Source organism: Streptomyces sp. NPDC020884 (genome assembly GCF_044333935.1).
Taxonomy (GTDB): Bacteria; Actinomycetota; Actinomycetes; order Streptomycetales; family Streptomycetaceae; genus Streptomyces.
Genome location: NZ_JBIRRY010000007.1, coordinates 292,893 through 312,548 on the forward strand (window position 1 = coordinate 292,893; position 19,656 = coordinate 312,548).

Consider the following 19,656-nt stretch of genomic DNA (forward strand, 5'->3'; position numbering starts at 1 on the left):
GGCCCCACCTCCCACGGGAGTTCACGGTGCTCCGCTCCTATGACCCGCTTCCCCTGCCCCGGCGGGAGGCCGCTGCTGAACTGGGAGTGCCCGGACCACGCCATCCTTCCCGGCCGACTGCCTCAGCTGCTGATTCTCGACCTCCAGCACGTGGACCACACGCGCCATCTGTTTCACGTCCACACGCAGTTGGTTGTACTCGTCGCGCAGGTCCGAGAGCCTTATCTTGAGCTCGTCGTTCTGCCGCTTGAGGCCGTCGAATGCCTTGGGTCGTGCGTCCTGCATGCGCACCAGGGCGTAAAAGAGGTCCTTAAGCCCCGTGTGCTTGTGGGTGAGCTTGTTGCGTTTCAGCCCGGCTTCCTTGGCCAGGGACTTGATCGTCAACTGCCCGTCGGAGTGCAGGGGGGTTCCGATCAAGAGGCGGACCATGGCGTCGGTGATCGCCCGGATCTCTGCGGCGTCGCCGGGGCTTGCCGGGGCTGCCGCATCGGCGGCCATTGTGTAGACCCGCCCGACTGTCTCCGCGATTCCCGCAGCGGCCGGCAGTGCGGCGTCGTCCTCGGTGAGTTCTCGCTCAGAGACTGGCGCTGATCCGAGGTCTGTCGTCACGTGCTGTCCTTTTGGTTACGGTCGGCCGGAGCGGCCTCGTGCTCCGTGATGATCTGCTCCTTGTTGGTGCGGCAGAGCTCAAGCCGTCGGCGCAACGGGTACGGAGTGAGAGGGTCCTGGCAGTCGGCGTCGATTTCCGCGATCTGCTCGCGGGCACGTTCGACGTGGGTGTCGGTGCGGGAGATGTTCGCGCAGGCCGGATTGCAGCGATTCCAGTTCGGAGTGCGCAGCGATGGCTTCCTGCCGACGGTGAGATCGCTGTCGCACACTGCCTTGTACGGATCGAGGTTGCAGGTCAGCAGAGCCTGTGGGTCCTCGAAGATCTGGAGGCGGGGATTTTGGCGCAGGCTCTTCATCTGCCCCTTGGTGGCGAACCCGCCCCGGTATCGGGTGTTGAATTCCTCCACGGTGGCCAGGTAGCGGTCGGCAGCTGGGCCGCTGATCTTCTCTCCGGAGGCGATGCGGTCGCTGGCTTCTGCGAGGGTGTCCGCCAGGGCCAGGGTCTTCTCGAAGTCGAGGATGTCGAGCATGTCGGTCTTGGTGCGCCCACCGTACGACTCGGCCATGGAGGTTGCGACATGGCCGTACTGCAGGCCAAGAGCGATGCGCCCGCCGGGCCGGCGGTAGATGAACCAAGCTACGGTCCGCCGTAGGCGGCGCATGTTAATCCGACCGTGAGGGTCGGCCGGGATGACCTCGTGGTTGCGATCCAGCCGGGAGGCGGCCTTGTTAGCCCATGCGATGAACGTCTTGATGCGATCGATGAACCTGGCGGGCATCAGTCCCTCCGCGGACAGTTGGCGATCGGCCGGCTCCCAGGTGCGGACGGTCATGGACCGGGGGAACAGCAGCCGCTCGTCGTGGAGTTGCTCCATGACCTTCACGGCGAGCGCGACGACTTCGATGACCGTCCACGGTTCTGGTCGAACCTCACCACGGGGCTTGGTGTTGCCGTCCTTGTCGGTCACTCCCTTGAAGTGCAGCCCGCTGATCTGGTGGCGGATGGCACCGTCCTCCCCTTCGATCTCCTCCTTGCTCGAGCATCCGCGCTCCAGGTGCAGCACTTCCTCGGGACGCATGCCCGACAGGTAGGCAATCGTGATCATGGCGGCTGTCATCAAGTGCCCGGCGAGCTGCTGTGCTTCGTTGAAGTCGATGGCGTCGGTCCACGGCACGCCGTCGATCCGGCCGTTCACGGCGACTGGCAGCGGAGACCCGTCTGTCACCGGAAGCGCCTGCCATCGCGCGGGCACCTTCGAGAAGACCTGATTGACGACCTCGGTGGTGACCCCCAATTGCGCAGCTAGGAGAAGGCGGTTGACTCCCTGGCTCGAAGATCCCCAGTGAGTGCGATTGTGCTCCATCAGGGGTGCGCCCCGCGTTCCGACGTATCCGGGCAGGCTGCCGCCGGTGTCCTTCAGGTGCAGCAAGTGGGAGCGGACGATGGCGTATTCGCCGGGCGTGCGGTCCAAGCACGTCTTGGCCCGCAGCGCATACCAAGCACGGTAGGCATCGACGATGTCCGGACCGAGATCGAGCACAAGGCGGACCGCCCAGATAATCAGGGGCGACATGGTGGCAGGGTGAATAACCACCTCGTTGTTCTCGCCGACCTCGCTGCGGAAGTCGTCGAGGAAGTCGATGATGGCGGCGCCGGGGTCTTCCCAGGGCGGCATCACCAGCCGGTCCCCGGGCAGCAGGTACGGCGCATACGCCCACACCCGCGTCAGGGCGTGGAGTTGCCGCTCGTCATGAGGGTCGGTCCACCCCTTCTCGCCCAAGTACTCGGCGTACTCGGAGAGCACGCTCTGGTCGATCTCGGCAATCTGCGTAATGCCCTGCTTCTCGAGCCACTTCGCGAGCTTGCGGAACCCGGTCAGGGCAGTCATGACCGAACTCGCTGAGATCACCGCACGAGACCGAGAGCCCAGGCGCGCGTGGAGCACGTCGGGGGTGGGAATGTTGATCAACGCCCAGGCGATCCGCTTGAAAGAGTCCCGCAGTGCCTCCGGAAAGTTCGACCACAAGAACGCCTTGGTACTGGTGGTGTCCTTGTGCTCCAGATGGGCCAGGTCCCACCGCAGGTGACCGAAGAGGCAGACCTCCTCCGCGCGTAGTCCCGGCCGCAACCGATGCGCCGGCACTACCGGAGTCGTCGGACCAGGGTTCACGAGGCCCACTGCCCCTTGGGCGGACGTGCTGCTATTCACGGGTCGAGTTTCCTTTCCAGCAGGCGATCGATGAGGTCGCGGTCTAGCTTCGTCAGTGCCTGCAGCAGGCCGGAGTGCTGGCCGGGGTCGGTATGCTGTTCCAACAGGTCTCCCACGCGGCGGTGGTGAGCTTTCCAGTCCGTGTTCCAGACCGCCGTCGGCACCGAGGCCCGCACAGCCTCCATGGCCCGGAACAGGTAGACGATCCGCGGAAGGTGCCGCGCAGTGGCCAATGCGTTCGGGCAGGCGAAGCACAAGAGGAACGACACCTGGCACAGGCTGCCGCCGCTGAGCGGACTGTGATCGATGTCCTCGCACGCCCCCACTGCCGTGTCCAGTTCCCCGCGGGCCACCCGATTGGCCACGTCCAGGGGCAGCCCCGCCTGATCGGCGATGTCCTGGGCGCTGGCGTCCTGGCCGTCGGCGGAGATCATCCGCATCTGGACAGTGGCCCGGGCGTGACGGAAAGCGTCCTCCAGACCTGCGGCCACCACGGATGGCGAGTTCTCGACGATCCGCTCGTCGCGGCGCAGATAGTGCTCCTCCTGCACACGTCGGCTGTTGTGGCGAGGCCGCTCGTATAGCACCTGAGCGGTATGACGCAGCAGCCGTCGGTTGAGCCGACGGCCCAGATCGGCCAGCTCTTGCTCCCCCCACGCGTCGACGGCATCGGCCAATCCGACCGAGGCGCTGCTCCACATCGGGTGACGCGCCCCACGCGACCACAGCAGCAGATCACTGGGCCGTCCAAGCAGTTCCAGGGTGCGCCGAGCCTGGGCAGTCATGGCGATGATCTGCCGCATCGCCTGCCCCGGTGAACCTTCGCCCACGTCCACCAAGTTGCTGCTGGAGTGCCGTGCCCGACCGCGGCGGGCCTTGTCGGTGTCCATGCGATGGATCGCCGGCTCGGCCTCGTCCGCGTCCGCGTTCGGCCACTGGTCAGGCACTGTCAGTTTCTCGAGCACTGACCCGTTCCAGGCCTCGTGGCATACCAGGAGCACTGCGGCGGCGCCCTTCTCGTTCACTGAAGGGAACAGCTGCATTACGGCCGTCTGCATACTCCATGCGCCGAGTCGGCGACGGCACTCGTTCTTGGCCCAATGGCGCACGTCTCTGCCGCCGGGGAAACGCGGCACGTCGCCGGTGCGGGCCAGGTGATCCAGGTACTCACCCCACAGGGCATCCGGATGCTCGGTGATCTCGCCGGCCCTCCAGCGCTCCAGGAGCGCGAGATTGGTGGCGATGCGTTGCTCGGCACGGCGCACCGTGTGCGCAGCGACCTGCCGCACACGTTTCATTTCAGTGCCGGTCAGGCTCTTCTTGGGCTTCGCCGCGACGAACCGACGGCGCTTGCTCATCGAAGCGGCCGCCGCTGCCGGCACACCGGGATCCTTCCGTAGCAGGACGGACAGGTGCTTGGCCCGGAAGAATCCGCCCGGCTCCTCCGCCCACGCCGTCCAGATCTCCGCGGTCAACTCGGACAGCGACTCCACAGGCGGCTCCACCTCCGCCATCGTCCGCAGGAAGTGCCGCACGCTCTTGTCGTAACTGGTGCAGGATGCCTCGCTGTTCCAGTGCGCGCGGGCCTGCCGGGCGAAGGCTGCGGCCACCTCGCGCCGCAGTGTCTGCGAGCCTGGCAGTGCGGAATAGTCGTAGGTCCCCAGGTCCTCACCTTTCTCACCGAGGGGGCGCACCACCAGACCCGATGCATCGACGATGGCGCGCCGCCGGTAGCCGGTGGGCGGGAGCGGAGCCCGCCGCCCCGTCGGGCTCATGCGGCATCCAAGATCAGGCCGGTGCGCCGGGCCAGCTCGGTGAACCAGGCACTGTTGCCGGAATTGTCCTCGTCGTTGAGTAGGCTCTCGATCTGCAGACCGCGGACCGGCTCGAGGTAGATCTCCCGCGTCGTGACCTCGGACTGATGGCCCAGCAGATCCTTGACCATCGTCCATACGCTCCCGTACGCGTCCTCGTAGTTCCTCCGCTGCTCGGGAGTCAGTCCGAGACGTCGGTCCAACGCGTGGTGCAGGTGCACGAGAACGCGCAACGCCATCGAATGACGCAGCATCTTCGGCGTCGCGTACACGTTCAGGCCCTGGCTCTTGCACCGCACGCTGGCTCGCTTGAAGACCTTCGTCCAACTCTTGTGGTGCATCGGCATGCCGGTCTCGGTCAGCCACAGCATCGCGGGCTCCAGGCCGTCGAGCCCCTCAACGAACATCCGTAGGCGCTGCACGACGGTGACTTCATCCACGTGCACCTCGAGCGTGCGGCCCGCCTCATCGCTCCACCGAAGGACGCGGCGGTCGTCGGAGATCTCTCTCAGTAGCAGTCGACCCTCCACTTGGTCATAGAGTCCGCGCCTTTGTGCCTTGCGGACTACCGCGTCGCGGGTGCCGATCCGATACACGTCGGTCTGCTGGAGAGCTGGTTCGCTGACGTAGTAGAAGCGCCCGGCCCGCTTGGCCACTTCTTTGGCGACCCAGCCTGAGTGGTAGCGGCGAGTAGCGAGGTTCTCCAGGGGAGGCAACTCCCAGGTCAGTAGTGTGCCGACTTCCCGCCTGCGCAGCCCACTTGAGTAGGTGTAGTCGGCGAACGCCACGTCACGGCCGTCGTTCCGGCCCGGCCAGCTCGGGTTTTCCAGACCGCTGCGAAGCATCCCTCCCAGACCTACGTCCCGCCACAGCCGATACCCCCGCGGCGAGAGCCACTTCACGTTCGAGCTGCGCACATCTGTGGGCGCGAGGTCCGCCACCTCGACCGTGCCGCCGTCCGGCGTGCTCACGGTGTGCGTCAGCACCGGCGAGTGATCCACGAACCCCAGACTCTTAGCGATCTTGTAGAAGAGGCCGAATGCGGCCAACTCCCGTTGCCACTTCGCCCCTCCGATCCTCCGGGGGTTTCCTTCGCCGCGTCGGCGCCAGTCCTCCCAGTCGTCGAGGTCCTCGTCTGTGGCCTGATCCCACCTCACTCCCCGTTGCCACAAGAAAGTGAAGAACAGCCGGTAGTCCGGCGCATACGTCTCCTTCGTGCCATCCGCCTTCCTCGCGAAATCACGGTGTCGGAAGATCTGGCTCAGCCGAGGATCGGACCGGCCTGTGGGATCGATCAGAATTGGCTGCCCGACTCGGATCTTGAGGGCCCGCTCGCGCTCGGCCAGGTCTCTCCAACCGTCGAGAACGTCCATGCCGGCCCCGTCCGGTTCGCCGCCAGCACCCACCCAAAACAGCCGCCACTCGCTCACAACTCAGTCCATCCCGTGCGCAACACGACCTCCAGCAACACGGGGACCGTACACAGAAAATCGAGAGTCCGGGCCAGCGGGAGCTGGTGCGGAATCTGCGGCCGCGGTCGTTCGGGGACCTGGCGCTCGACATCAGCCTGTTCCGGCCGGGACCGGTCGCGGCGAACATGGTGGAGCCGCTGATCAGGGCCCGCGACAGCCGGACCGGCACCCGCTACGCGCACCGGGACCTGAAGCCGATCCTCGAGGAGACCGAGGGGCAGGTGGTCTACCACGAGCAGGTCATCGCGATCATGGCGAAGCTGACCGGCTGCGACCGGGGCATGGCGGACGAGGCCCGCCGCGCCCTGTCCGTTCCCGAGCGGCAGGGCCGGGTCCGGGCCTGGTTCGCCGATCAGGCCCGCGGGCGCGGCTACTCGGCCCAGGTCGTACGGGAGGTGTGGGAGATCCTTGAGGGGTTCGGCAGCTTCGGCTTCGCCAAGGCGCATGCCGCGGCCTTCGCGCAGCCCGCCTACCAGTCGAGCTGGCTCAAGGCCCACCGGATGGCGGCCCTGCTCGCCGGGCTGCTCACCCACGATCCGGGGATGTACCACAAGCGTGTTCTGGCCGCGGATGCCCGGCGGCACGGGGTGCCGCTGCTGCTGCCGGACATCAATCGCTCCCAGTCCGCACATATAATCGAACTGGTGTCCGGTAAGTGGGGGGTGCGGATCGGCCTCGCGCAGATTCGCGGCATCACGGAGGCCGAGAGCGGACGCATCGCGGCCGGGCAGCCGTACGCCTCGCTCGAGGACTTCTGGGGACGCGCCCGGCCCAGCCGTCCGCTGGCCGAACGCCTCGCCCGGGTCGGTGCGTTGGGTGCGTTCGGTCCCCGCCGTGAGCTGCTGCTGAAGGTCGCCGAGCTGCACCGCTCGGGCCGCGGTGCGGGCGGCTCGGCCGCCGGTCAGCTCCCCATGGAGAGCACGGAGAGTACGGAGAGCCCGGAGAGCACGGAGCGTGCCGAGGCCGGGCCGGGCGACGCCCCGGCCGCCGGTACGGGCCTGCCGGCGATGAACGCGTCCGAACAGCTCGCCGCCGAACTGGACGTGCTCGGCATGGACGTCTCCCGCCATCTCCTCGACGAGCACCGCTCCCTGCTCGCGGACATCGGCGCGATACCCGCCGCCGATCTGCCGGGCCTCCGGCACGGTGCCACCGTGCTGGTCGCGGGCGTCAAGGTCGCCACCCAGACCCCGCCGATCCGCTCCGGCAAGCGCGTCATCTTCGCCACCCTGGACGACCCCACCGGCCTGTCCGACCTGGCGTTCTTCGAGGACAGCCACGCGCGCTGCGCGCACACGGTGTTCCACAGCAGCCTGCTCCTCGTGCGCGGCACCCTCGCCCGCCGTCCACCGCGCGCCTTCAGCATCACCGGCACCGCCGCCTGGAACCTGGCCGAGCTGATCGACCTGTACCGCGAGGGCGGTCCCGCCGCCGTCGCCGACCGCCTCACCCGTCCCGCACCCGCCGCGCACCGGGCCGCGCCGAGCCGCACCCTCACCCGGCCGACCGGCTTCGCCCTGCACCCGTGGGCCGACCTGCAGCCGCCCGGGACCCCCGCGTCCGCCGCCCTGACCGCTCTCGACACGCTCGACGGAAGGTCCTTCCACCATGCGAGCCCCGGAAGCGCGGGGTGACCGGGATGATCCTCTACCTCCACTTCGGCGACCCGCAGCCCGACCCCGCCTACCGCCGGCTCCTGGACATGGTCGGTGAGGTCACGCCCGTCGCGCAGGCCCTGCCGCCGGACGCGGCCCTCGCCGACGTGTCCGGGAGCACCCGCTACTTCGGCCGGGACGCCGCCGGGCTCGCGGCCCTGATCCGGATGCGGGCGGCCGCGGTCCACGGCCTCGACGTGACGGTCGGCATCGGCCCCAACCCGCTGCTCGCCCAACTCGCCGCACACCGGGGGGAGCCCGGCGCCATCCGCTCCGTACCGGACGACCCCGAGGCCGTCACCCGGTTCCTCGCCGGGCTCCCCGCCGCCGCGCTGCCCGGCGTCGGCCCGGCTACCGCCCGTGCCCTGACCTCGTACGGTCTGCACACCGCCGACCAGGTCGCCGCCACCCCGCTGCTCACCCTCCAGCGCATCCTGGGCGCGGCCGCCGGGCGCAGGCTCCGCGAACGTGCGGCCGGCATCGACCCCACGGGTGTCTCTCCCGGCGCCCTGCCCCGCACGTTCGACGCCGAACACCGCTTCGGCCGCGACGAGTTCGACGCCGCCCACCAGCGCGCCGCACTGACCCACCTGGCCGAACAGCTCGGCGCCCGGCTGCGCGACGAGCGGCAGGCCTGCCGGGCGCTGACCCTGACCGTCCAGTACGCCGACCGTTCGACGACCATCCGCAGCCGGACCCTGCCCGAGTCCACCGCGCACAGCCCCCGACTCCGCGCGGCGGCCCACGCGCTGCACGGGTCCCTGGGGCTGCAGCGGGCCCGCGTGCGCTGTCTCACCCTGCGCGCGGGCGAACTCGGCCACGCCGCAGCCGCCTCCCGCCAGCTGACCTTCGGCCCCGACGACGACCGGGCCCGCCGCATCGAGGCCGCGGCCGACCGGGCCCGCGCCCGCTTCGGTCCGGGCGCGGTGCGACCCGCCAGCACCGCGGGCCTGAGCTGAGCACCGGCGCGCCCGCCCCGGCACCGGAGTGGCCGGACCCGTGCGTCAGGACAGGTCCTCGCGGCCGTACCACGAAGGAACCTCCGGCACATCGGCGTCCCACGCCTTCGGCGGTTCGGGCGGTGGCGGAGGGGTACGGGGCGCCGGGGCCGGTGCGGGTGGTTCCGGTTCCTCCTCGGGGGAGGGGTCCGGCGCGGGCGGTGGCGCCGGGGCCGCACTGTCCATGAGCTGCTCGGCCACCGTGAACCGGCAGTGGAAGCTGTGCCAGGATCCGTCCAGGACCAGCAGGAACCCGTCGTGCTCCCGGTAGAGCCGCCGGCGCCGGGCGTGATGGGGATGGACCGGCACAAAGGCCTCGGCGCGCTCCCGCAGGGCCTGCAACGCCTCCTCGCGCGTGCCGTCCACATGGTCCAGCACGCCGGCCGACCAGACCCGGCGCTGACCTCCGAACCCGAGATTCTGCTCCACGAGCAGCCCCCACCTGGGCATGGTCCCCCCGATTGCCGTCCGCTCCACCCTGCCGGAAGCGTCCCTCCCCGGCGTACCATTGTTCCCGATCTTGTACGCGTACCGGCACCGCCCCGTGCACCGCCCAGCCGGAGGTACCCGCGGATGAACGACGCTTCCCCCGTGCGCCCCGACCCGGGGCTCTTCGGGCCCCGGTCGGTCACCTGGCAGATGCACGGCGACCCGATGATGTGGATCGCGGGGATCCGCGCCCTCTACCTCCAGGCACTGCACCCGCGCGCCGTGCGCGGAGTCACCCAGAACTCCGACTTCCGCCGGGACGCCTGGGGCCGGCTCATGCGCACGGCGTCCTTCGTCGGCACCATCACCTACGGCACCACCGACGCCGCCGAACAGGCCGGCGCCCGGGTCCGCCGGATCCACCGCGCCCTCAAGGCCACCGACCCGGACACCGGGGAGACCTACGGCGTCGACGAACCGGAGCTGCTGCTCTGGGTGCACTGCGCCGAGGTCGACTCCTACCTCCAGGTCCAGCGCCGTTCCGGCTTCCCCCTCACCGACGCCCAGGCCGACCGGTACATCGACGAACACCGCGCCGGCGCCCGCCTCGTCGGCCTCGACCCCGACCGGGTCCCCGCCACCACCGCCGAACTCGCCGCCTACTTCGACCGCGTACGCCCCGAACTCGCCGCCGGAGCCGAGGCCGCCGACGTCGACGCCTTCCTCCACAGCCCGCCCGTGCGCCCCTGGCTCGTTCCGGCGCGCGCCCTGCTGTGGCGGCGCGTGGCGGCACTCGCCTACCAGTCCCTGCCCCCGTACGCCCACGAGCTGTACGGCAGACCCGCTCCGCCGCCGGCCACCGTCGACCGGCGGTTGCGCGCCACCGGCGCGGTCCTGCGCGCGATCCCGGACCGGGTGCGCTGGCAGCTGCCGCCCGGTCACATTCTCGGGGCGATGGCACGCCTGGGACCCGGCAGCCGCCCCGCCGCGTACAAACTCCGCGGGCAGCCAGCCATACTGGACGGGCCGGGGAGGGCGCAGCGCTAGCGGGGAACAACGGGGGCGGGAAGCGGCAGATGGCGGACACCAGGCTGATCCAGAGCCGGTACCGGCTGCTCGAACTGATCGGGCGCGGAGGCATGGGCGAGGTGTGGCGCGCCCGCGACGAGTCGCTGGGCCGCCAGGTCGCCGTCAAATGCCTCAAACCCATGGGTCCCCAGCACGACCAGGCGTTCACCCGCATCCTGCGCGAACGCTTCCGCCGCGAGGCCCGGGTCGCCGCCTCCCTCCAGCACCGGGGCGTCACCGTCGTCCACGACTTCGGCGAGCACGAGGGCGTGCTGTACCTCGTCATGGAGCTGCTCGACGGGCACAACCTGAGCCAGCTCCTGGCGGAGAACCACCAGCACCCGCTCCCCGTCGAGCATGTCGTCGACATCGCGGAACAGGTCGCCGACGCCCTCGGCTACACCCACCGGCAGGGCATCGTCCACCGCGACCTCAAGCCCGCCAACATCATGCGGCTGACCGACGGCACGGTGAAGATCTGCGACTTCGGCATAGCGCGCCTCGGCCACGACATCGGCATGACCTCCAAGCTCACCACCACCGGCCTCGCCATGGGCACCCCGCACTACATGTCGCCCGAGCAGATCAGCGGCAAGGAGGTCGACCACCGCAGCGACCTCTACTCGCTGGGCTGCGTGCTGTACGAAATCGCCACCGGCGTGCCGCCGTTCGACCAGGAGGACGCCTGGGCCGTGCTCGTCGGACACCGCGACACCCCGCCGGAACCGCTGCGCACCCACCGCGCGGACCTGCCCGGCTTCTTCGACCGCGTCGTCCTCGACCTGCTCGCCAAGGCCCCCGAGGAACGGCCCGTGGACGCGGGCGACCTGCGCCGCCGCATCGTCCTCGGCCGGACCGGGGAACAGCCCGCGCTCGGGCCGGGACCCCTCGTGCCCGCGGCGGCAGGACGGCCGCCGGCCCGGCGCGGAACGGCCCTGCCCGGCTGGACCCGCTCCATGACGGCCGGCCACCGGGCGAGGGGCGCGCGTGACCCCGGCGCCGAACAGCCGGACCCGGCCGCCGGACTGACGGGGCAGTGGACCACCGCGACCGCCACCGCTCCGCACTCCCACACCCCGGTGACGGCCGGGCCCCCCGCCCAGCCCGGACGCGTCCTCGGCCCGGACCACCCCGACACCCTCGCCAGCCGTTACGAGACCGCGCTCGCCCTCAGCCGTACGGGCCGGACCGAGGAGGCGCTGGCCGAGTTCGCCCGGGTCGCCGAGGGCCGCGAACGGGCCCTGGGCGCCGACCATCCCCAGACACTCGCCGCCCGTCAGGCGACCGCCCGCGCCTTGGGCCGCCTCGGCCGGCACGCGGAGGCCCACCAGGTGTACGAGGCCGTCCTCGCCGTCCGCGAACGCGTCATGGGCCCGGACCACCCCGACACCCTGCGCTGCCGCCACAACCTGGCGTTCAACCTCAGCCGGCTCGGGCGGCCCGAGGAGTCCTGGCAGCTGGCCCGCGAGGTCGCCGACGCCCGCGCCCGGCTGTTCGGACCGACGCACCCCGACACCCTCGCGACCCGCTACGAAGTGGCGTACACCCTGGGCAGGCTGGGCCGCTGGGCGGAGGCGCTGGAGACGTATCAGGACGTCGCCCGGCTCCGGGCGAGCACCCTTGGGACCGATCACCCCGACACGTTCGCCGCCCGCTACGAGGCAGGCATCAGCCTCGGCCGGCTCGGCCGGGACGCCGAAGCCCTGGAGCTGTACCGGTCCTTGGTCGCCGACCGCACCCGGACCGCGGGAGCGGCCGACCCCGAGACCCTGCGCGCCCGCCACGGCCTCGGGGTCAACCTGGGGCGGATGGGCCGCTGGGAAGAGGCGCTCGGGGAGGCACGCGAGGTCTGCGCCCTGCGGGAACGCACCCTGGGACCCGACCACCCGGACACCGTGATCAGCCGCCGCGAGGTCGCCGCCGGGCTCGGCTGGCTCGGCCGGTGGAGCGACGCGCTGGTGGCGTACCGGCAGGTCGCCGAGGCCCGCGGCCGGGTGCTGGGCCCCTCCCACCCCCAGACCCTGGCGGCCCGCGACGACGAGGCGCACTGCCTGGAGCGGCTCGGGCGGTCGGCGGAGGCCACCGGGGGCGTCCCGTCGATCACGGCCGGGTTCGATCCGCCGGACACCGACTAGGGCTGTCCCGCCGATCGCGGCCGGGGCCGGCCGACCCTGATCGGCACGACACCCCTAGGGCTGTCCCGCCACCCCTGGCCGGGACGGAAGGCCGCGTGTTACGAAGGTGCATGCCCGCACCCCAGACACCCGCACCCCGGCCACCCGCAGGTCAGCCCGGAGCCCAGGGGTCACCCGGCCCCGGCGCGCCCGCCCGGGACCGCTACGACGCCGTGATCGTCGGCGGCGGCCACAACGGTCTGGTCGCCGCCGCCTACCTCGCGCGCGCCGGACAGTCCGTCCTGGTCCTGGAACGTCTCGACGCCACCGGGGGAGCGGCGATCTCGACCCGTCCCTTCGCCGGGGTCGACGCCCGGCTCTCGCGCTACTCGTATCTGGTGTCCCTGCTGCCCGACAAGATCGTCCAGGACCTCGGCCTCGACTTCGCCGTACGCAAGCGGACCGTCTCCTCCTACACCCCCACCGTGCGCGACGGGCGCCCCACCGGGCTGCTTGTCGCGGGCGACCGCACCCGGGAGTCGTTCGCCGCGCTGACCGGCGGCGAGCGCGAGTACGAGGCCTGGCAGCGGTTCTACGCCAGGATGCGGCGGGTCGCGACGCGGGTCTTCCCGACGCTCACCGAGCCGCTGCCCGGCCGCGACGCGCTGCGCGAGCGGATCGACGACGCCGACGCCTGGCGGATGCTCTTCGAGGAACCGCTCGGGGTGGCCGTCGAGGAGAACTTCACCGACGACCTGGTGCGCGGGGTCGTCCTCACCGATGCCCTGATCGGCACCTTCGCCGACGCCCACGACACCTCACTGCTCCAGAACCGGTGCTTCCTCTACCACGTGATCGGCGGCGGCACCGGTGACTGGGACGTCCCCGTCGGCGGTATGGGCGCGCTCACCGACGCGCTGGCCGCGGCCGCCCGTGCGGCGGGCGCCGAGATGCGCGTACGGCACGAGGCGACCCGGATCGAGACCGATGGGAACACCGCCGAGGTCACCGTCCGCACCCCCGACGGCGAACACGTCGTCGCCGCCCGCCGGGTGCTCGTCAACGCCTCCCCGCAGGCCCTGGCCGACCTGCTCGGCGACCCCCCGCCCCCGCCCGCCGAGGGGGCCCAGCTCAAGGTGAACATGCTGCTCACCCGGCTGCCGAGACTCCGCGACCGCTCCGTCGACCCCCGGCAGGCCTTCGCCGGGACCTTCCACATCGCGGAGGGGTACGGGCAGCTCGCCGACGCCCACCGGGACGCGGCGGCCGGACGGCTGCCCGCCGCCCCGCCCTCCGAGATCTACTGCCACTCGCTGACCGACCCCTCGATCCTCGGCCCCGACCTCGCCGCGCGCGGCTACCAGACCCTCACCCTCTTCGGGCTGCACGCCCCGGCCCGGCTGTTCGCCGCCGACAACGACGCCGCCCGCGCGGCCCTGCTGCGGGCGACCCTGGCCGAACTGGACGCCCACCTGGAGGAGCCGATCACCGACTGCCTGGCCCTCGACGAGCGGGGCGAACCCTGCATCGAGGCCAAGACCCCGCTCGACCTGGAGCGTGATCTGCGGCTGCCCGGCGGCCACATCTTCCACCGCGACCTCGCCTTCCCGTACGCCGCCGAGGGCACCGGACGCTGGGGTGTGGAGACCGCGCACGCCAACGTCCTGCTCTGCGGAGCCGGCGCCGTGCGCGGCGGCGGCGTCAGCGGGGTCCCCGGCCACAACGCGGCGATGGCCGTGCTCGGCCGGTGACGGGACCTGCCGGGACCGTCCGGGCCGCCGGGGGCCGAGACCCCGGCGGCCCGGCGCGGGTCAGTCCGCCGACGGCGCCCAGCCCGTCGCCTCGATCCGGCCGGCGTCCCGGGGCCGTTCCGCGTCGAAGACCGTGCGGCCGCCGTCGCGGACCTTCAGGCCGTCCACGTACGCGCCGCGTCCCACGTACAGCTGATCGGTGGTGTAGCGCCACCGCAGGCGGACGTCCCGGCCGCGCCAGGCCGTCAGGTCCGCCTCCAGCCGGTGCCACACGCGCCCCGACCAGCCGGTCACCGAGCCCGCCGGGTGCGGCTGCGGGTCCGGGTGGCGGCCGGGGCCCTGACGCACGGTGGTGAACGGCACGGGCTGCCAGTCCTGCCCCCCGGCCGACGCCTCCAGGAACAGGTGGTCGGCGGCCGGTTCGGTGTCCCACCACAGGGCGCACTCCAGCCGGGCCCGTGCGGCGTTCAGGCGCAGGGCGGGCAGCGCGAGGGTGGCGGTGGTCGCGCCGGCCATCCCGGAGAACCAGGCGGTGCGCCCGCGTTCGGGCCGGACCGGGACAGCCCGCGCCAGCTGGTTGGCGGCCGCCACCCGCGGCGCGCTGCCCGAGCGCCAGCTCCGTACCGGGTGGACGGAGTTGCCCAGCACGATGAGGAAGGTGTCCGTCGAGGGGTCGAGCACCAGGCTGGTCCCGGTGAACCCGGTGTGGCCCGCAGCGCGCGGGGTCGCCATCGCGCCCATGTACCAATGCTGGTAGAGCTCGAAGCCGAGGCCGTGCTCGTCGCCCGGGAACGCGGTGTTGAAGTCGGTGAACAGGAGGTCGACGGAGTCCTCCGACAGAATGCGCGCGCGGCCGTACACCCCACCGTTGAGCAGCGTCCGGGCGAGGACCGCGAGGTCCCAGGCGCAGGAGAACACCCCCGCGTGGCCCGCCACCCCGTCCAGGCTGAAGGCGTTCTCGTCGTGCACCTCGCCCCAGACCAGCCCGCGCTCCAGCCCGGACCAGGGCAGCCGGGCGTCCTCGGTCGCGGCGATCTTCGGCTTCCAGGAGGCGGGCGGGTTGTAGCGGGTGCGGTGCATCCCGAGCGGGGCGGTGATCTCGTCGCGGAGCAGGGCGTCCAGCGGGCGGCCGGTGATCCGCTCCAGGATCAGCTGCAGCGAGATGAGGTTGAGGTCGGAGTAGAGGTAGGCGCTGCCCGGGGCGCTCGCGGGGACCTCGTCCATGAGCATCCGGACCTTGCCCTCACGGGTGGGCTCCTCGTACAGCGGGATCCACGACCGGAAACCCGAGGTGTGCGTCAGCAGTTGACGGACCGTGATGTCCTGCTTGCCGCCGCCCGAGAAGTCCGGGAGGTACGAGACGACCGCGGCCTCCAGCTCCAGCGTGCCGCGCTCGATCTGCTGGACCGCCAGGATCGACGTGAACAGCTTGGAGATCGAGGCCAGGTCGAAGACGGTGTCCTCGGCCATCGCGATCTGCTGGTCCGCCGGGAACTCCACCCCGGTGTCGCTCTTCTCGTCGTACGCCGCGTAGCGCACCGCCTTGCCGATCGGCCGGTGCAGCGCCACCGTGCCGCCCCGCCCGGCGAGCAGCACCGCGCCTGCGTACCAGGGGTGCTGGGGGGAGTCGGAGAGGTAGGCCTCGGCGTCCCGGACGAGCTGGTCCAGCGGGCCCTGGAGCAGTCCGGCGCGCGCGGCGCTCCCGCGCCGCAGTGTGGGCCGGTGTGCCCCTGACGCCATGCCCGCTCCCGTGTCCGCCGCTCTGTCCGTCACCCCCGCGCCCGGCCCGCTCCTCGTGGCCGCGGCCGCGAGCGGGATCGGCGTCAGCGCGAGCGCGCCGCCCAGCGCCAGTATCCCGCCGCCCAGCCGCCGCCGGGCGATGCCGCCCCCGGCCGCGCGGGCGCCGGTCACGGAGTCGCGGCCCGTGGCCCGCTCCCCGCCGCTCCCCGCGCCCCGCCCGTTCCCCTGCGTGTTCCCGGTCATCCGCAACTCCTTCCCGCGCCGGGCGTCCGGTCACCGGTCCGCCCGCGTTCCGGCGCCCGCGCGAAAGTAACTTCCGAAATATCGCCGAGCAGTGAAAGTTCCTGCCGCCGCAGAGGTTACTGTCACCCCCGCGCTCCCGGGTGCGTCCCGGCCCGCAAAGAATCTGACACTGCATCAGAAAATCTCTTCCCTCGGCTGCCGGGCTGCGGCATCCTGCCGCCCATGGAGACGGAGCTGAGCCAGCAACTGGGAATCGAGCACGCCATCTTCGGCTTCACGCCGTTCCCCGAAGTCGCCGCGGCCATCACCAGAGCCGGCGGCTTCGGCGTGCTCGGAGCGGTCCGCTACACCGCGCCCGACGACCTCGCGCGCGACCTCGACCTGCTGCACGCGCACGCCGGCGGCAAGCCCTACGGCCTGGACGTCGTGATGCCGGCCAAGAAGGTCGAGGGCGTCACCGAGGCGGACGTCGAGGCGATGATCCCCGCCGAGCACCGAGGATTCGTGCAGGAGCTCCTGACCCGCTACGGCGTGCCGGAACTCGCCGACGGCGAGGCGTCCGGCTGGCGGATCACCGGCTGGATGGAGGAGGTCGCCCGCGGCCAGCTCGACGTGGCCTTCGACTACCCGATCAAGCTGCTGGCCAACGCCCTCGGCTCGCCGCCCGCCGACGTCATCGAGCGGGCCCACGACCACGGGGTCCTCGTCGCCGCCCTCGCCGGAAGTGCCCGGCACGCCCGGCGGCACGCCGAGGCGGGCATCGACGTCGTCGTCGCCCAGGGGTACGAGGCGGGCGGTCACACCGGTGAGATCGGCTCCATGGTGCTGGTCCCCGAAGTCGTCGAGGCCGTGGCCCCGCTGCCGGTGCTCGCCGCCGGAGGCATCGGCAGCGGCGAACAGGTCGCCGCCGGACTCGCGCTCGGCGCACAGGGCGTCTGGCTCGGCTCTCTCTGGCTCACCACCGAGGAGGCCGACCTGCACTCGGAGGCCCTGACCGCCAAGCTCCTCGCCGCCGGCTCCGGCGACACCGTCCGCTCCCGCGCCCTCACCGGGAAACCCGCGCGCCAGCTCCGTACCGAGTGGACCGACGCCTGGGACGATCCGGCCGGGCCCGGGACGCTGCCCATGCCCCTCCAGGGGCTGCTGGTCGCCGAGGCCGTCTCCCGGATCCAGAAGTACGAGGTCGGCGAGCTGCTCGGCACACCCGTCGGGCAGATCGTCGGCCGGATGACCAGCGAACGCAGCGTCCAGGCCGTCGTCGACGACCTCACCCGCGGCTTCGAACGGGCCGTCACCCGGATCAACCGCATCGCCGGAAGGAGCGCCACGTGAACCAGCCGCCCAACGGATTCTGGGCCCAGGCCGCCGCCGATCCCGACCGCACCGTCCTGATCGCCCCCGACGGCGAGGAGTGGAGCGCGGGCCGGCTGCACGCCGACGTCAACCGCATGGTCCACGGACTGCGCGCCGCCGGACTGCGCGAGGGCGACGCGTTCGCCGTCGTGCTGCCCAACGGCGTCGAACTCCTCACCGCCTACCTCGCCGCCTCGCAGGCCGGCCTCTACCTCGTCCCGGTCAACCACCACCTCGTCGGACCCGAGATCGCCTGGATCGTCGCCGACTCGGGCGCCCGCGTCCTGATCGCCCACGAACGCTTCGCGGCCGCCGCGACGGCCGCCGCCGACGAGGCCGGGCTGCCCGTGACCCACCGCTACGGCGTCGGCGCGGTCCCCAGCTGCCGCCCGTACGCCGAACTCCTCGGCGGCCACCCCGGCACCCCGCCCGATGACCGCACCCTCGGCTGGGTCATGAACTACACCTCGGGCACCACCGGCCGCCCGCGCGGCATCCGCCGGCCGCTGCCCGGCAAACGGCCCGAGGAGACCTATCTCGGCGGGTTCCTCGGCATCTTCGGCATCCGGCCGTTCGACGACAACGTCCACCTGGTCTGCTCGCCGCTCTACCACACCGCCGTGCTCCAGTTCGCCGGCGCAGCCCTGCACATCGGCCATCCGCTCGTCCTGATGGACGGCTGGGCGCCCGAGGAGATGCTGCGCGCGATCGACGCCCACCGGTGCACCCACACCCATATGGTCCCCACCCAGTTCCACCGGCTGCTCGCGCTGCCCGATCAGGTGAAGGACCGCTACGACGTCTCCGCCATGCGGCACGCCATCCACGGCGCGGCCCCCTGCCCCGACCACGTCAAGCGCGCCATGATCGACTGGTGGGGGAGCTGCGTCGAGGAGTACTACGCGGCCAGCGAGGGCGGGGGAGCGTTCGCCACCGCCGAGGACTGGCTGAAGAAGCCCGGCACCGTCGGCAAGGCCTGGCCGATCAGCGAGCTCGCCGTCTTCGACGACGACGGCAACCGCCTCGGCGCGGGCGAACTGGGCACCGTCTACATGAAGATGAGCACCGGCGGCTTCAGCTACCACAAGGACGAGACCAAGACCCGCAAGAACCGCATCGGCGACTTCTTCACCGTCGGCGACCTCGGCGTGCTGGACGCGGACGGCTATCTCTTCCTGCGCGACCGCAAGATCGACATGATCATCGCGGGCGGCGTCAACATCTACCCCGCCGAGATCGAGTCCGCCCTGCTCACCCACCCCGCCGTCGCGGACGCCGCCGCTTTCGGCATCCCGCACGCCGACCGGGGCGAGGAGGTCAAGGCCGTCGTCGAACCGGCCGAGGGGCACGAGCCGGGCGACGCGCTCGCCGCCGAGATCCTCGCCCACTGCGAGGAGCGGCTCGCCGGGTACAAACGTCCCCGGAGCATCGACTTCACCACCGCCATGCCGCGCGACCCCAACGGCAAGCTCTACAAACGACGGCTGCGCGAACCGTACTGGGAGGGCTTCGAGCGACCCCTCTGAGGCGGGCGCGGAGCCGTCCAGGATGGATCCCGGGCCCGGCGCAACCCGAAACGTTCCAGGCATGCGCGAGCGCGCCTGTCCCCGAGACTCGTCGTGTGCCGGGGGCGAAGGCCTGTACCCCCGGACGACGCGGACCGAGGTCAAGGGGGAACAACTGATGAAGCGGGTTCACACGCTGCGTGCCAAGGCGGGTGTCACGGCTGGGTTCATGCTGGTCGCCGGAGCGGGAATGGTCGCAACGGCCGCTCCGGCGGCGGCTGCCGGCTACTGCGACACCGGCAAGTCGATCATGAAGGGCACCTACAACCACATCTTCGTCCCGGCCAACGGCACCAGCACCAACTGCACCATGGCCCGGGGCGCCACCGGCAACCACGTCAAGGCGCTGCAGCGGGCGTTGAAGGACTGCTACAACGTGGGGCTGGAGGCGGAGAAGGACGTCGACGGGAGCTTCGGCCCGAAGACCTACTCGGCTCTGTGGGCCGCGCAGGGCAAGGCCGGCACCAAGCAGGACGGGATCTACGGACCCAACACCCGCGACGCGCTGAAGTGGCCGCGTTACAAGAAGCTGGACGGCAGCTTCCAGGGCTGCGGGTCGATCTGAGCACCGCCCCGCGCCAACGGCGGTGACCGCGGCCCGGCCGCCGCCGCCAACACGGACGGAGCCGGGTGCG

The 19,656-nt window shown here is 71.5% G+C and carries 12 protein-coding genes and 2 pseudogenes; 8 read left to right on the top strand and 6 right to left on the bottom strand.

Annotation, left to right across the window (positions count from 1 at the left end; genetic code table 11):
• Positions 1 to 21: 21 nt before the first annotated feature.
• From ACH4UK_RS22740 to ACH4UK_RS22755, 4 genes are read right to left on the bottom strand one after another with little or no spacing between them, the layout of a single operon-like run.
• A complete protein-coding gene (locus ACH4UK_RS22740) occupies positions 22 to 609 on the bottom strand; it encodes a hypothetical protein (protein WP_398358936.1) in 588 nt (195 codons plus the stop codon).
• Positions 606 to 2,819: a hypothetical protein gene (locus tag ACH4UK_RS22745; protein ID WP_398358938.1), complete on the bottom strand. Its 2,214-nt coding sequence runs from the start codon at positions 2,817 to 2,819 to the stop codon at positions 606 to 608. The genes ACH4UK_RS22740 and ACH4UK_RS22745 overlap by 4 nt, the downstream gene beginning before the upstream one ends.
• Entirely contained in the window at positions 2,816 to 4,594 is a 1,779-nt protein-coding gene (locus ACH4UK_RS22750) for a hypothetical protein (RefSeq protein WP_398358940.1), read from the bottom strand. The genes ACH4UK_RS22745 and ACH4UK_RS22750 overlap by 4 nt, the downstream gene beginning before the upstream one ends.
• Positions 4,591 to 6,063, bottom strand: coding sequence for an integrase (locus ACH4UK_RS22755; RefSeq protein ID WP_398358942.1), 1,473 nt, complete (start codon positions 6,061 to 6,063; stop codon positions 4,591 to 4,593). Before ACH4UK_RS22755 ends, ACH4UK_RS22750 begins: the two co-directional genes overlap by 4 nt.
• Positions 6,064 to 6,119: 56 nt before the next feature.
• Here ACH4UK_RS22755 and ACH4UK_RS22760 point away from each other — a divergent pair.
• Both ACH4UK_RS22760 and ACH4UK_RS22765 read left to right on the top strand, forming a co-directional pair.
• A pseudogene (locus ACH4UK_RS22760) lies at positions 6,120 to 7,739 on the top strand (OB-fold nucleic acid binding domain-containing protein); the annotation flags it as partial.
• A 5-nt stretch (positions 7,740 to 7,744) separates the two neighbouring features.
• Positions 7,745 to 8,719: a DNA polymerase thumb domain-containing protein gene (locus tag ACH4UK_RS22765; RefSeq protein WP_398359251.1), complete on the top strand. Its 975-nt coding sequence runs from the start codon at positions 7,745 to 7,747 to the stop codon at positions 8,717 to 8,719.
• Between the two features lie 45 nt (positions 8,720 to 8,764).
• Here ACH4UK_RS22765 and ACH4UK_RS22770 read toward each other — a convergent pair whose 3' ends face one another.
• The gene (locus ACH4UK_RS22770) at positions 8,765 to 9,208 is read right to left on the bottom strand and encodes a hypothetical protein (RefSeq protein WP_398358943.1); all 444 of its coding nucleotides are present in this window, start codon (positions 9,206 to 9,208) and stop codon (positions 8,765 to 8,767) included.
• A gap of 123 nt (positions 9,209 to 9,331) precedes the next feature.
• Between ACH4UK_RS22770 and ACH4UK_RS22775 the strand changes: the two genes are divergently transcribed.
• From ACH4UK_RS22775 to ACH4UK_RS22785, 3 genes and pseudogenes are all read left to right on the top strand, one after another.
• Entirely contained in the window at positions 9,332 to 10,234 is a 903-nt protein-coding gene (locus tag ACH4UK_RS22775) for an oxygenase MpaB family protein (RefSeq protein ID WP_398358945.1), read from the top strand.
• Between the two features lie 29 nt (positions 10,235 to 10,263).
• Positions 10,264 to 12,390, top strand: coding sequence for a tetratricopeptide repeat protein (locus tag ACH4UK_RS22780; RefSeq protein ID WP_398358947.1), 2,127 nt, complete (start codon positions 10,264 to 10,266; stop codon positions 12,388 to 12,390).
• Positions 12,391 to 12,500: 110 nt separating this feature from the next.
• Positions 12,501 to 13,469: pseudogene (locus ACH4UK_RS22785) on the top strand (phytoene desaturase family protein); the annotation flags it as partial.
• Between the two features lie 711 nt (positions 13,470 to 14,180).
• Here the strand turns inward: ACH4UK_RS22785 and ACH4UK_RS22790 are convergent.
• Positions 14,181 to 16,103: a serine hydrolase gene (locus ACH4UK_RS22790; protein WP_398358949.1), complete on the bottom strand. Its 1,923-nt coding sequence runs from the start codon at positions 16,101 to 16,103 to the stop codon at positions 14,181 to 14,183.
• A gap of 222 nt (positions 16,104 to 16,325) precedes the next feature.
• On the opposite strand from ACH4UK_RS22790, the gene ACH4UK_RS22795 reads away from it, so the two are divergent.
• The 3 genes from ACH4UK_RS22795 (at position 16,326) to ACH4UK_RS22805 (ending at position 19,586) form a co-directional block, all read left to right on the top strand.
• The gene (locus tag ACH4UK_RS22795) at positions 16,326 to 17,435 is read left to right on the top strand and encodes an NAD(P)H-dependent flavin oxidoreductase (protein WP_398358951.1); all 1,110 of its coding nucleotides are present in this window, start codon (positions 16,326 to 16,328) and stop codon (positions 17,433 to 17,435) included.
• On the top strand, positions 17,432 to 18,982 hold the full coding sequence (locus tag ACH4UK_RS22800; RefSeq protein ID WP_398358953.1) for an acyl-CoA synthetase: 1,551 nt from the start codon (positions 17,432 to 17,434) through the stop codon (positions 18,980 to 18,982). The genes ACH4UK_RS22795 and ACH4UK_RS22800 overlap by 4 nt, the downstream gene beginning before the upstream one ends.
• A gap of 157 nt (positions 18,983 to 19,139) precedes the next feature.
• A complete protein-coding gene (locus ACH4UK_RS22805) occupies positions 19,140 to 19,586 on the top strand; it encodes a peptidoglycan-binding protein (RefSeq protein ID WP_398358955.1) in 447 nt (148 codons plus the stop codon).
• The last annotated feature ends 70 nt before the right edge of the window (positions 19,587 to 19,656 follow it).